We start from the raw sequence: 13,740 nt of genomic DNA, 5'->3' as shown, positions 1-13,740 counted from the left end.
CATTTATTAGTTACTTTACAAAAAAATACCCTGTGAAATATATTATAACAGCATTCATTGGTGCATGTTTTATCAGCGCATGCCAGCCATCTACCCCGACCAATACTGCTACAACTGATAGTACAGCGACTACGACAACCACAGCGGAGGTGCCACCCCTGGAAGCCAGGATCATGGGAACCTATAAGGGCGATTTTGGCGGCAGCCCCATTTACATTACGATCAACTACTGTAGCGGCAATAAAATAGCCGGTTATAATACACACAAAGGTCTCAGAAGAAATGTGAGCGGCAGCATCACCAACAAAGGAGACAACCTGGATATCCAGCTTTTCGAACCCGGCGATCATGAGTTTGACGGTGTTTTCTCTCTGATGATGGATACCTCACTTACCAAAGCTACCGGCGCCTGGAAACCGGTGAACAACAAATCGCTGAGCGAAAAACAACTGGCACTCACCAGACTCATAAAGGATGCTGAATCCCTTGGCTACATGACTGGAGACCACAGCGATATTTCCTTTAACTCCGACGGCAGTTGTACGCTGAACTACTATGAGAAGATAAACGATTCTACCTTTTCTCAGCAAATGAACACCCTGAGAGGCACCTGGGAAAAGCAATCAGATACAGTAGTAGTCGTGAACTGGCAACCTAACCCGGTTTATCAGCAGCGGTCCACGGCGTTTGTCGTCAAATACCCGTCCGAAGAAGGGTCATCTATTGAGCTTACGGAGGCTAACGGAGGTTTTTTCAGTTTTTGGGAGAATGACCTTTGATCTATGCCTTCTCTTGCAAGACGTATAGCCTATTACCTGTTTGCTGCCATCATCCTGTATACTTCCTGGCTGATGCTGTTATTGAGTCTTCCCTATACCTCCTTTGACCGGTATGTGGACTTTCTCATGACGAAACAGCTGGTATATCATATCCGGCACTGGCGGATCAGCTTTTATGTGCATGTTTTTACGAGCGTTATCGTACTGGTAGCGGGGCTTTTACAATTCAGTAACTATTTGCTAAAAAAATATCCCGGCCTGCACCGCAGGTCCGGGAAAATATATGCAATAGTCATCTTGTTATTCAGTGGTCCTGGTGGGCTGGTCATGGGCTTTTACGCCAATGGCGGATTACCTGCCCGTATCAGTTTTGTGTTGCTGGGATCCTTATGGCTGCTCACTACCTTCCTCGGCTGGCGCTATGCCCTGCAACGCAGGTGGCGTTTACACACGGGCATGATGATCCGGAGTTATGCGCTCACCTTATCTGCCATTTCATTACGCCTGTACGCTTTTCTGATCGGCACATTTAACTTGCCACTGCACCCGGTGCAGGCTTATATACTGATCTCTTGGCTCAGCTGGACATTGAACCTGCTGATAGCAGAAATGATTATCCGCAAAGGACTGGGATATCTTAATGATTCATTCCCAGCAGATTCTCCTTCCTTACAAAATGGCCATCGGGTGTGATGTTATACAGTTGCTTTTCCAGCAATTTCACATCCACCAGTTCATTGTCTTCATAACCATGATTTTCAGGATCACGTTTGTACTCCTGTTTGAACAACCCGATCTCAATATTGCCGTTTTCCGTTAATGTGGCGACACGGAAAGGATCCGCCAGCTTCTCATGTCCTCCTATCAGCAACTTGTCCACCAGCTTTCCAACATGATCAAAGCTAACAATATAGTACTCAGGAGGAGCGTCTCCACCCATGATCACATTCTTCACTGCATAAATAAGCGTCTTAACACTATCCGTTGCTTTGGCCAGGCCTACATGATAGAATTCATATCCCACTTCCCGGGAGAATTTTTCATTGTTACGCATTTCCGCCACAAAACGTTCATACTCGTACGATATATAGTCTTCTCCCAGCGTCTTACCATACCTCTCATCCAGTACCACGGGGTACGAAACTGGTTTGAACTCATGCCAGAAAAGGTTCCATTGTAGTTTATCGGGATCTGTAGCACCGCTCAGGGCGATAGCAACTGTGCCCTTGAAATCCCACATGTTATCTCTCAGGTATTGAAGATCTTTATCCTCAAAAATGTTTTTAGCATTGCTATACCCAAACTCAATAGCAGAAATAAGATAATAACGGGCAGACTTGTCATCCTCCGCCCTGGAATATACACAGGCAAGGTTATACAATACTTTTGAAGTCGGCTTGTAATCCAACGCTTCTGCAATCTGATATGCAGACACCGCATCCTTCAGATAATTCATGTCTGCAAGCGCATTTCCCAGCTCAAAATAAGCCCTGGCTTGTGGCTGCTCCATAATGGACTGCTTGAACAGTTTCATCCCCTCTTCCAGGTTCTTCTGATTTCTGTATGCATCCACTCCCTTCAGGAAATATTTGTCGGAGATCTTACTCTTTCCTTCAGTGATAGAGACTGCTCTCAGGATCACCTGTTTGTCGAATATCTGGTCTTCGCTGATCACAGCGGTGAATTGTCCCTGCTCCGGATGTTGGGGATCTGCTTTTGTTTTAGCGTCCGGGGTGCTTGGGGCATTGCAGGCAAACAGGGACATACCTGCTGCCAGCAGTAATACATAGCGCATAGGAAGTTCTTTAATCATATAAAGATAATAACAAGTATTAAAATAATACGTCAGCCGTACGCTCTTTCTTCAAAGGGTAAAATCATGTTCTTATCAGGCTTCTGTGATTACTGCATCTCATACTTAACCCATCTTCTACTCACATATAACCCATATATAACCCATACCTTTTAGATATGGGTTATATATGGGTCATATATGGCTTGTATATGGGTTATATATGGGTTATATCCGGGAGCAAGCCATAGTAGCGACATTACAAGGAATATTTAAAATCTTTTGACTGTAAAATATTGGAAATGAGCAGTATTCATCTTAGCCCGACCTTGTATAAGTAGCAAAAAAAACCACTGGCAATAAAAATTACCAGTGGTTTTAACGATGTTGCTATGGAGCCAACCATGGGATTCGAACCCACGACCTACAATTTACGAAACTGTTGCTCTACCGGCTGAGCTAGGTTGGCATACAGTCCAAGCAATTTAAGCCATTCAGCTGCAAGGGAGCAGCATTACGATTAAAACAGACCGCCTAAAGGTCCCAGCATACCACCAGCGATTCCTTTCATTTCAGCTTCCCAGGCATTTTCTGCGTTCTTCAGTGCCCTGTTCAGTGCTGTGATCATCAGATCTTCCAGCTCTTCTTTGTTGTCTTTTTCGAGCAGGCGTTCTGCTATGTCAATACTTTTTACCTCCCTGTTTCCGGTCACAACTACCTTTACAGCGCCGTCTCCAGCCTCGCCGTCAACAGTGATCAGGGACAGGCGTTCTTTAGTTTCTTTCATTTTAGACTGCGCTTCCTGCAGCTTTCCAAATAGATCTCCGAACATGGTTAATTGATTTTAGGCCGCGAATATATTCCTCTTTTCTTTATCTTAACAGCTTAAACGTACAGGATGTTGGAAACTAAAGTATGTATTGTTGGAGCTGGCCCCGCCGGAGCTGCGGCGGCCCTTCAACTGGCACAACTCGGTATTGAGTGTATCGTAGTGGATAAAGCAGTTTTCCCGAGGGATAAGGTTTGTGGCGACGGCCTGAGCGGAAAAGTCATCACTGCGCTAAACCGTATCGATCCTGCCATCGCAACACGGCTCAAAGAAGCCAATTTCAAAGTGAACAGCTGGGGCGTGACATTCGTTTCACCCGGCAGGCACAGCCTGGATGTGGGTTACAGGCCTGACTATAACAGCAATAATAACGGCCATAAAGAAACGCCTATTGGTTATGTGTGCAAACGCATAGACTTTGATAATTTTCTGGTAGATGAGATTAAACGCAGGCCTGAAATAAAGCTGCTGGAAGGCGTTACTGTGGATAAGTATGAGCTGAAGGAAGACGGTTACATTGTAACCGGCAGCAACGGTTTCCAGGCGAAGGCGCAGCTGCTCATCATTGCCAATGGCGCTCATTCTTCTTTTACAAAGGAAGTGGCGAAGATCAGTATGGAGCCGAAGCACTATGTGGCCGGTATCCGCGCTTATTACAAAAACGTTAGTGGCAACAACGCCGACAACTTCATAGAACTGCACTTCCTGAAAGATCTGTTACCTGGTTACTTCTGGATCTTCCCGCTGCCTAACGGAGAAGCCAATGTAGGCGTAGGCGTGCTCAGCGAAGATGTACGTAAAAAGAAGATGAACCTGAAGAAGTCAATGCTGGAGATCATCGCCAATGACCCCGTGTTTAAAGAGCGTTTCAAAAATGCAGAACTGATCAGCAACATTGAAGGGTATGGTCTGCCGTTGGGCAGTAAAGTAAGGGTCATTTCCGGCGAGCGTTATATGCTGGTCGGAGATGCTGCCTACCTCATTGATCCATTCACCGGTGAAGGTATCGGCAATGGTCTTTACTCCGGTCGTATTGCCGCTTTAAAGGCTGCAGATGCACTTAAGGCTAATAACTTCTCAGCTGCGCAACTGGCGGCTTATGACGCCGAGGTATACCGCGTAATGGGCCCTGAACTGAAACTGAGTCACCGGCTGCAAAAGCTGATCAAATACCAATGGCTGTTCAATACCCTCATGAAGGTGAGCAGTCGTAACAAGCAACTGCAGGAACTGTTGTCCTGCATGTTCTATGAGGTAGATCTGCGTAAGAAGCTGGCCAAACCTTCATTCTATGTAAAACTGTTATTCAATCGCCAGTAGTGAAGAAAACATTTATTCTGATATCCCTGATAACCGGTTCCCTGATGCCAACTGCGTCTGCACAACAGGCATTTTACACACGCAAGAGCAATGGTTTGCTGGATCTTACGCCGGCAGGGGCAACGCATCTTGCAGAATTGCCCTTGCGCTGCATGCAGCAGGAATTCCCTTATAAGACCGGGATTGTCTTCTCAGACACGTCCCTTGTAACTGCGCCGAAAGCCTATCATCCGGCGTTCTACGGCTGTTTTGACTGGCACAGCAGCGTACACGGTCACTGGATGCTGGTACGCCTGTTGAAGTCATTTCCTGATCTGTCAAAGAAACAGGAGATCGTTACAAAATTGTCGCAAAACCTGACAGCGGCCAACATCGCGCAGGAACAACGGCTGTTTCAGAATAAGGAAAACAAAAGCTTTGAACGCATCTACGGATGGAGCTGGCTTTTACAGTTGCAAAGGGAACTTCTCACCTGGAATGATCCCCTGGGCAAACAGTTAGCCGCCAACGTACAACCGCTTGCCACCCAGTTCTCTAAAGCTTACATAGACTTCCTGGGCAAGCTGGTATACCCTATTCGCGTAGGCGAGCATACCAATCTGGCATTCGGACTGTCGCTGGCATGGGATTATGCCGCTACCGCGAATGATACAGCCCTGCAACAGGCGATCCGCCAGGCAGCCATGCGCTTCTATGCAGCAGACAAAAACTGCCCGGCCGCATGGGAACCTGGTGGTTACGACTTTCTCTCTCCCTGCCTGGAAGAAGCAGACCTGATGTGGCGTATTCTGCCTGCAAAAGAGTACCAGACCTGGGTCAAAGCCTTCCTGCCAGAACTGTTTGCGAGAGACGTAACTGTGTTCAAAGTTGCCCAGGTAAAAGATATAACAGATGGTAAACTGGTACACCTGCATGGGCTGAACCTGAGCCGTGCGTGGTGTCTGTACGGTATTGCGCGCCATGTTACAGAAAACCGGGCCGCCATTCTGCAGTTGGCGAACCTGCACCTGGAGTCTGCCATTCCGCATGTTGCCAGCGGCAACTATGCGGGCGAACACTGGCTGGCATCCTTCGCAGTGTATGCGCTGACGACAGAAAATAACTAATTGCCTATTTATTCCTATGCACCGGATATTGCTGCTCATTCCCTTACTTATCTGTTGTTTCTATGCGGGGTCCAATGCTCAGCAAAAAAACTTTTCCATTACACCTGCGCCCACCTGGCTGGTACCTTATCAACCAGATCTGAAGCAGGTACCCGATGCCCGCGACGTGAGCAACGGGTATTATATACTGCTGTTTGAAGAGCAGCAACATGTAGAACAATCCGCCGTATACCATCACATGATCAGGCAGATCGTGTCGGAAGCCGGTATCCAGAATGGTGCAGAAATAACTGTCGACTACGATCCGGTATACGAAAAGCTACATTTCCATAAGATCCTCATCCGTCGTAACGGGAAAGTGATTAACCAGTTACAGGCGTCGAAGTTCAAAATATTGCAGCAGGAAGATGACCTCTCCCGCTTTATTTACAGTGGCCTTTACACCGCATACTTCATCCTGGAAGATGTGCGGAAAGGCGACCAGATAGAGTTTGCTTATACGATAGAAGGTAGTAACCCCATCTTTGAACATAAGTTCACCAGCCTGTTTTACCTGGCATTTCCAAACCCTGTAGTGAACTTTCATAAAAGCATTATTGCCTCTCCTAACCGGGAGATCCGCTTTAAAACCTTCAATAGCGCCCCCATGCCCGACAGACAGATAATGAACGGCATGCAGGTATACAAATGGGAAATGACCAATATTCCCTCAATGGAAGTGGTGGATGATACACCGGCATGGTTTGACAACTTCCCCTCTGTACAGGCTACAGAATATAAAGACTGGCAACAGGTGATACAATGGGGAGACAGGGTAAATATGGTACCTCCTCCTGGTCCCGCACTGAAAGCGAAAATCACTGAGTTTAAGCGGGAGGCAGGCAATAGTAAGGAAACATACATGCTGAAGGCCATCCGCTTCGTGCAGGATGATATCCGTTATATGGGTATCGAAATGGGCGAATATTCCCATCGTCCCAATACGCCCGACAAGATACTGCTGCAGCGTTTTGGCGACTGTAAAGATAAGTCGCTGCTGCTGGCCACCATACTCAAAGCCAACGGCATCTACGCGAATATGGCCTATGTGGATACTTATACCAGGGGCCATGTGGTGAATTATCTGCCGGCGCCTGATCTCTTTAATCATGCCATCGTTTATGCAAAACTGGAGGGCCGGGAATACTGGATAGATCCCACTATCAGCTATCAGCGGGGCAACCTTTCCATGCTTACTGTACCGGATTACCAGCAGGGCCTTGTCATTGACCCGGCGGGAAAGAATGGCTTCACGCCTGTGACAAATATCGGCAAAGGCAAAACCGTTATTAACGAACATTTCCAGCTGCCTTCCGATCGGAAGAACAAAGGTTCGCTGACAGTTACTTCTGTTTTCACCATGCAGTATGCAGATGACCAGCGTGACGGATTAGCCAACAGCAGCCGGAAGGATAATGAGAACACTTTCGTCAATTATTATAAAAATGCCTACGGTAGCGTCAGTATTGATTCTCCCCTGCAGGTAACAGATATTCCTGACAGTAACCGCATCGTCCTGAAGGAAAGTTACATCCTGCAATCTCCCTGGAAGAGTGACAGTACGAAAGATTACGGGGCCAACTTCAATATGAAGGCAAATCTGCTGAGAGACGCATTGCCGGAATATGCAGAAGAAGACCGCGAAGTAGCGCCGCTGGACTTACGTTATCCATTCTCCCTCGACTATACGATCACGGTGGAAATGCCCTCTCCATGGACGGTAGACGAGGAAGAACTGCATATTAAGAACGACTACTACTCCATTCATTTTGTGCCCTCGGTGAGGAATAACGTGGTGACGATGCACTACACGTTTGAGACTTACCAGGACCATATCCCGGCCAGTTTTATCAGCACCTATATCAGGGAAAGAAAACAGATCGACGGATTCCTGGGGTATAATTTCTACTGGGATACAGGCGATGGCGCACAGGGAAATGCTCCTTCACGGGGATGGAATTGGCTGGTGATCGGTCTGGCAATATTCTTTACGGCCGTATTTACACATCATGCCTTACGTTTCAACAAGGTATCGATACAACCGGCTGGCGCTTATGCATACCCGCCACAGATCAGTGGATGGCTGGTGGTAATGGCTATTGGGGTTTTTATCAGCCCTTTAAATATCTTCAACGGCCTGATAAGAGCTTCGATATTTGACAATGATGTTTGGCTGCAACTGGATAAGGCCACCAATGCCACGCATAATGTTTCCATTCTTCAATTGCTGCTGGTCACCGAGCTGGCGAGTGAGATTGGCATGCTGGTATTCAGCCTGCTGCTGGTATCGCTTTTCTATAATAAGAGGGATACTTTCCCCAAAGCAATGATTGCCTTCCTTGCGTTCAACCTGACGTTTAATGTGATAGACAATCTGGCGTGCAATTATATTTTTGAAAAGAAAGGTTGGGATACAGAAGCTATCAGACAGATTATGCAATCGTTCATTGCCGCGGCTATCTGGATACCTTACCTGATAATGTCGGAACGTGTGAAGGAGACATTCATTATGCCACACGAGAAGGAAATGGCTGAATAAAAAAGGGCGCACTGATAAAGTATGCCAAACGGGAACTGTTCATGGCTAAGTAAAACAAAGGACCAGTGATGAAGCATGCCATACAGCAACGGTATACCGCATTGCAAGACCTGATCACTGATCCTTATTTTACAAATACTGATTGTTTAAATCGTTTCTGAATCGTAGATCAGCACCTTTTCCCACAGGTGTTTGCAGTTTTCCACAAACGCCAGGTGTATAGGATGTTGCTGGTAAACATCGTGTCCTGCTTCGTCGTTGAACACAGTCAGCTCGCAATAGCTGTAACTTCTGTCTATTACCGGACGGTCAGTAGCTGCAGGCTTACCTACATTGAACATTACCAGTGATTCGATCGCTGAAAGCGATTGTACTCCTTCTTCAAACTTTTTGATATCCGCTTCTGAAAGACCTGGCTTCAGCCAGAAATTTACGACGTGTACAAACATCTCAATATAATTTAAGTGTATAAAACAATGTTATCAGCTGATAGCGTTGATGTACTTCCTGACATTGACCCTATTCACGATATATACCAGCACCAGTACCAGCAGAGCGGCGCACGCTGTGCCCACGGCGATCCACGGTGAAATGAACATATCATGAACAGCCAGTTTTGTGGAAGCCCACCATTGCAATGCGGCCACCAGCAACAAGGCTGCTATTCCAATGGCAATATACAGCGGAACAAACTGGCGCATCAGGTAACGTTGTAACTGGCGGGGCGCAGTACCCAGCGTCACCAGCAGTTGTATCTCTTTTTTACAACTGGCAATGACCAGCTGGATGAACATACTGAACACCAACAGCGCAAACACCAGTAGGATGAGCCCAAAGAAACCTATAACAGATACGATGGTCTGTACGATCAGTTTTGTCTTGCTGTATTTGATCTTGTCCTGGTTGGTCGTATAGCCTTTTTCTTCCAGGTACCTTGACAGTAAAGGATTGGAAGGATCTTTCGTTTTGATGATCACACGGGAGGGCGATGGCGTCTGTCCGGCACCAAACTTACCATTGGCCCAGTCCATAAAACTCACAGGCACCAGGAAGGAAGAGATACGGTCGGAAAAACCGACAATACGTCCTGTAAATTCCTCCGCCATCAATCCCTGTGAGATGGTAATCTTCATCGGTAATGCTTTCACTGTTTCCTGTGAGATCTGTGGCAGGTCCTGGCTCAATGCAAACCCGAAGTTATAAAGGTTCAGGAAGTCGTTGGGAAGGATGATAGGAATGGTATTATCACCAGGTGTCCATTTCCACTCATCATTCTTTACATCGATAAATGAGTCGGGCACTGATTCGAAGAACATATCTGTATAGAAATGCAGGTCTCCGGGCGCAGCGGCGGTTACTTTATATTGATTGGAGGTAATAAAACCAAAAGCCTCTGTGAAGGGTTGTTTCTGCAGATCTGTTATTTCTGCAGGAGTGAATTCACTTTTGGCATTTTGTCCCATCATGGCATTGGTGATCTTCTTGTTGATGATCAGGAAGTCTGCACTTTCGTTGGCATTCCGCTGGTTGTGCAGCAGCTGGTCGAAGTCAGTATGTGCCTGTATAGCGATGAGCAGGAGTATCATGGCAATACCCAGCCCCCCGGCAGCCATGATCAGGCGGGACTTGCCGATGCCGGTCTGTATGATCTTTTTGAGTAACTGGTAGAAAGATGGCATCATAAGTTAAAGTGTGTGTCATATGCAAACCTGGTATCGTTGTCCAGGTCTGTTAAAATGAACCCGGCCTTGCGGGCTTTACATTCTTCTGCAATGAGCTGGGCAGCGCGGTTCGCATTATCTTCATCAAGATGACTGAAAGGCTCATCCATGATCAGCCACTGGAAGGGCTGTACCAATGCGCGGATAATAGCGACGCGCTGACGTTCTCCATAGGAAAGCGTTCTTCCGCTCTGGTTCAGTACATGGGTAACATTCAGCCTGTCGGCCATTTCTTTCACCTTCTCTGCGGTGCAGTAGGGCTGGGCATTCATCACTCTTTTCAGCTCGATATTTTCAAGGGCGGTCAGCTGTTCAAAGATGCGCAGGTCCTGAAAGATCACGCTGATCTGTTCCTGCCGCATACCTGCAATGGCTCCTTTGGAATAGGCAGTCCAGGGTTGGCCGTTCACCAGGACCTGCCCGGTATAGTCTGTTCTGATGTGGTACAGGTAGTGAACAAGGGTTGTTTTGCCGGTACCGGAAGGGGCTTTTATTTTAGTAAAACTACCGGGCGTAAATGCGACGGGCCTGTTCCAGATATCGGACGATCGTTGCACGATCTTATCGCGCAGGGGAACGGGCACCAGGTTTTCTAACTGTATCTGCATGTAACTGGTGTTCTTAATGATGCCCCAATATAGAGCTTTTTCCAAATGAAAAATGTCCATGGCAGTTGTAACCACCATGGACATTCTCCTTCAATATGTTATTAACATTAGTGCATGTCTTCTGCAGGAGCAGCTTCTGTTGCCGCAGCAGTAGAATCTGCAATAACAGCAGCAGCAGCTTTAGCTGCGTCTGCCTTTTTCTTTTCCTCCATGTATTTTGCAGCCTCTGTGCCGAGGTTTACCAGCTGCACCAGGCTGTTTTCTGATTCGTTCTTGAAATTCAGCACGATCTCAGAATGCTGGGTTTTACCATCGAAAGAATTACTAACCGCAGTCATGTCTTTCAGCAGGTTCTTGAATTTACCGGCCAGTGGCTTACCCTCTTCAGGAAGCTCTTCATCAGGAATGTTGTTCATGATCTTTTCGAAGTTCACATAAGCGCCCATTGGGTTGCCTTTGATCTTGCCTACGAAATCGTTGTCCAGACCACCTGCTTTGCCTTTACCGGCCAGGTATTCCTGCAGTAAGGCAGAGTCAGATGCACTTGTTACCAGTTTGTCGGTAATAGAGATAGCTGGCATACCAGGAATGTTCTGTGTCAGTACATATGTATCGCCTTGTTTAGCAAAGAAGCCTTGCAGCATAGAAGAAGACATCACTTTGTCAAAAGCGGCCTTATCTCCTACTTTCATAGCAAATACCCATTTTGATTCCGGAGTGGTGGTAGAATCGCCCTCGATGTACAGGCTTGGCTTTTTCTTTACTTCGAAGTCGGAAGCAACAAATACCAGCTGTCCTTTAAAGGCGTTCAGGATATCGTCCAGGGTCAGGCCTGAGCTTTGCAGACTCATGTTAGCAAGACCGTCCAGGCCGGTACTTTTCACGATATCGCCGATCATACGGAAATCAAAACCGTATACCACAAAGCCGGTGATATTCTGTGAAGGATATTTTTCCAGCATGGACAGATCGGCTTCCATGTTACCATATTTCTTGTAGATGCCTGCGAGATCTTTACCTACGTAGGAAATACCATCTACCAGAACCTTCCCTTTCTCAAAGTTTACAGCACCGGTGTAATAGCAGCCGGCCAGTAATGTTTTGAGGTTAGCAGGCATCATACCGGCCCGTTCGGTGTACACCGGTTCCGGATTGATGTATACGCTCAGATCCGCATTATTTTTCAGCAGATCATTGAAGGCTTCAATAGAACCGGCAGTTTCTTCCTTTTTCAGGTGGAACAGGCGATCTACTTCGGTTACCCAGGTCTGCATATCATCAGCAGCTGTAACCAGGCTTGCCGGCTGAGCATTGTTGGTGTCTGAAGACTCGTCGCCGGAGTTGGTATCGGGTGTCGGGAGGCCAGTTGGAGGCATTGCTTTCTCCATAGCATCGCCCTCAATACCTTTCAGGTAGATAACGGTACCCTTATTCCAGGCAATTACCGCTTCCTGTTTGTCTTCCAGGACATACTTAAAGTCAGACTTCGTCTGCAGGGAGAAGTTGCTGACATTCTTTTTCAGGTACTCCTCAAACTTGGCGGCATCTTTCAGTCCACCGGTCAGGGTAATGTAGGACTGATTCTTGCTGTACACGACAGACACAAAGGAATTGGCCTGCAGGTCTAGTCCGGAGTTTTCGATATCTTTCCAGAATTTCTGCGCTTCGCTGGCGCTATCTTTCTCTTGTACTGCAGCAAAGAGTTTGTCCATTGTGATACCATTGGTAATCAATTTCTTGCTGATCTGTTTGCTGTTTACGCTGAGTACAAGGCTGGCTGTTTTGGGGATGTATTTGCTTTGCTCCGGCACCTTGGAACAGGAGGTAAGCAGGATAGCTACCGCCGAGATAGCTAATAATACCTTTGAAAACATTTTTCTCATAATAAGGGGATCAAAATTAATAATGAGTGAATAGGACGCTAAAATACTTTCTTTTTCGTTTACTACCTTATAGAGCTCTACTATAAATTAATGATTTTATTCATATATTAGCGTCTGGGACGTTTACGCCGGGCTATACGGGAATACGGCGATAAAACATTCATTTCTACGCTATTATTATAAAAATAAAAGCTGCAATAGTTTTATACCTTTGTGCAAAGAGGTCAACATGTTTATAAATCCTATTATTGAAGCGCTGTTATGTACTTAATCCTTTTACAATACATCCGTCCGGTAGCTGCCATCGAGCATTATATGGAGCAGCATAGAGCTTTTCTGGAGAAGTTTTATAAGAGCGGGCAATTTATTCTGGCGGGACGCCGCAAGCCAAAATCCGGAGGGTTGATTATTTGTAAAGCTTCAAGTCGCAAAGAAGTGGAAGCGATTATCAGCGAAGATCCGCTGGACAAATACCAGCTGGCGCTTTATGAGATTATCGAATTTGAGCCAACATCTTACGTCAACGAGTTACAGTCTTATCTTTCCTAGTCGGGATGCCTGATTACGTTATACCGCTTTTTACAGGGATATCCGCAATCAGGCATTTACTTCATTACTGTTTCCCCTTAAAGTTTTTGTCGGCTTCCTTAGCCTTCTCAAAGTCCAGTATTACGGAATTGATACAATAACGTAAACCGGTAGGCGGAGGACCATCATCGAATACATGTCCGAGGTGTGCCTTACAACGGCCGCACATTACTTCGGTACGGTGCATGCCATGTGTATTGTCGGGCGCATAGATCACACTTCCCTTTGTAACCGGCTCAAAGAAACTGGGCCATCCGCAGCTGCTTTCAAACTTGGCGTTTGATACAAACAGCGGGTTACCGCAGGCCGCGCAATAATAAGTACCAGCGTCCTTACTGTTCCAGTATTTACCCGTAAATGCGTATTCGGTGCCCTTTTCACGAGCAATATTGTATACTTCCGGCGATAAGCGCTCTTTCCATTCTTCGTTGGTGAGACTCACTTTGCTGGTATCCGTTCTTGAGTATACATCACTCTTTTTCTGGTCTTCCATGTGCTTATTTTTTGGCTCCTGTTGAGAGTAGGTGCAATTGCTT

13 protein-coding genes and 1 tRNA gene are annotated in these 13,740 nt (G+C 46.5%); 6 read left to right on the top strand and 8 right to left on the bottom strand.

Annotation, left to right across the window (positions count from 1 at the left end; genetic code table 11):
• The first annotated feature begins 32 nt into the window (after positions 1-32).
• Both L3C95_RS03740 and L3C95_RS03735 read left to right on the top strand, forming a co-directional pair.
• Positions 33-779 (top strand): hypothetical protein, encoded by a 747-nt coding sequence (locus tag L3C95_RS03740; protein ID WP_236385353.1) that lies wholly within the window; start codon positions 33-35, stop codon positions 777-779.
• Between the two features lie 3 nt (positions 780-782).
• Positions 783-1,472 carry a DUF2306 domain-containing protein gene (locus L3C95_RS03735; RefSeq protein ID WP_236385352.1) on the top strand — a complete coding sequence of 230 codons (690 nt, stop codon included), beginning with the start codon at positions 783-785 and terminating at the stop codon, positions 1,470-1,472.
• Here the strand turns inward: L3C95_RS03735 and L3C95_RS03730 are convergent.
• The 3 genes from L3C95_RS03730 to L3C95_RS03720 form a co-directional block, all read right to left on the bottom strand.
• Entirely contained in the window at positions 1,417-2,592 is a 1,176-nt protein-coding gene (locus L3C95_RS03730) for a tetratricopeptide repeat protein (protein WP_236385351.1), read from the bottom strand. The two genes, L3C95_RS03735 and L3C95_RS03730, sit on opposite strands and share 56 nt — an antisense overlap.
• A gap of 372 nt (positions 2,593-2,964) precedes the next feature.
• Positions 2,965-3,040, bottom strand: a tRNA-Thr gene (locus tag L3C95_RS03725).
• Positions 3,041-3,091: 51 nt separating this feature from the next.
• Positions 3,092-3,403: a YbaB/EbfC family nucleoid-associated protein gene (locus L3C95_RS03720; protein ID WP_236385350.1), complete on the bottom strand. Its 312-nt coding sequence runs from the start codon at positions 3,401-3,403 to the stop codon at positions 3,092-3,094.
• A gap of 66 nt (positions 3,404-3,469) precedes the next feature.
• Here L3C95_RS03720 and L3C95_RS03715 point away from each other — a divergent pair, with 66 nt between their 5' ends.
• Genes L3C95_RS03715 through L3C95_RS03705 form a run of 3 tightly spaced genes read left to right on the top strand, consistent with a single transcriptional unit; the run spans position 3,470 to position 8,404 of the window.
• On the top strand, positions 3,470-4,720 hold the full coding sequence (locus tag L3C95_RS03715; protein ID WP_236385349.1) for an NAD(P)/FAD-dependent oxidoreductase: 1,251 nt from the start codon (positions 3,470-3,472) through the stop codon (positions 4,718-4,720).
• Entirely contained in the window at positions 4,720-5,826 is a 1,107-nt protein-coding gene (locus L3C95_RS03710) for a DUF2891 domain-containing protein (RefSeq protein WP_236385348.1), read from the top strand. Before L3C95_RS03715 ends, L3C95_RS03710 begins: the two co-directional genes overlap by 1 nt.
• 16 nt (positions 5,827-5,842) lie before the next feature.
• Complete coding sequence (locus L3C95_RS03705) at positions 5,843-8,404, top strand: DUF3857 domain-containing protein (protein ID WP_236385346.1); 2,562 nt, start codon at positions 5,843-5,845, stop codon at positions 8,402-8,404.
• A 146-nt stretch (positions 8,405-8,550) separates the two neighbouring features.
• Here the strand turns inward: L3C95_RS03705 and L3C95_RS03700 are convergent, their stop codons facing one another.
• From L3C95_RS03700 to L3C95_RS03685, 4 genes are all read right to left on the bottom strand, one after another.
• Positions 8,551-8,853: a Dabb family protein gene (locus L3C95_RS03700; RefSeq protein ID WP_236385344.1), complete on the bottom strand. Its 303-nt coding sequence runs from the start codon at positions 8,851-8,853 to the stop codon at positions 8,551-8,553.
• A 33-nt stretch (positions 8,854-8,886) separates the two neighbouring features.
• On the bottom strand, positions 8,887-10,086 hold the full coding sequence (locus L3C95_RS03695) for an FtsX-like permease family protein (protein ID WP_236385343.1): 1,200 nt from the start codon (positions 10,084-10,086) through the stop codon (positions 8,887-8,889).
• Positions 10,083-10,733, bottom strand: a complete 651-nt coding sequence (locus L3C95_RS03690) for an ATP-binding cassette domain-containing protein (protein WP_236385342.1) — start codon at positions 10,731-10,733, stop codon at positions 10,083-10,085. Before L3C95_RS03690 ends, L3C95_RS03695 begins: the two co-directional genes overlap by 4 nt.
• Before the next feature lie 107 nt (positions 10,734-10,840).
• Positions 10,841-12,616, bottom strand: coding sequence for a DUF4836 family protein (locus tag L3C95_RS03685; RefSeq protein ID WP_236385341.1), 1,776 nt, complete (start codon positions 12,614-12,616; stop codon positions 10,841-10,843).
• A 261-nt stretch (positions 12,617-12,877) separates the two neighbouring features.
• Here L3C95_RS03685 and L3C95_RS03680 point away from each other — a divergent pair, with 261 nt between their 5' ends.
• Positions 12,878-13,165, top strand: a complete 288-nt coding sequence (locus L3C95_RS03680) for a YciI family protein (RefSeq protein WP_199654467.1) — start codon at positions 12,878-12,880, stop codon at positions 13,163-13,165.
• A gap of 64 nt (positions 13,166-13,229) precedes the next feature.
• Here L3C95_RS03680 and msrB read toward each other — a convergent pair whose 3' ends face one another.
• Positions 13,230-13,697, bottom strand: coding sequence for a peptide-methionine (R)-S-oxide reductase MsrB (gene msrB, locus L3C95_RS03675; protein WP_236385340.1), 468 nt, complete (start codon positions 13,695-13,697; stop codon positions 13,230-13,232).
• Between the last annotated feature and the right edge of the window lie 43 nt (positions 13,698-13,740).

This window comes from Chitinophaga filiformis (assembly GCF_021646545.1).
Lineage (GTDB): Bacteria > Bacteroidota > Bacteroidia > Chitinophagales > Chitinophagaceae > Chitinophaga > Chitinophaga filiformis_A.
This window is presented reverse-complemented; position numbering and strand designations above follow the sequence as displayed.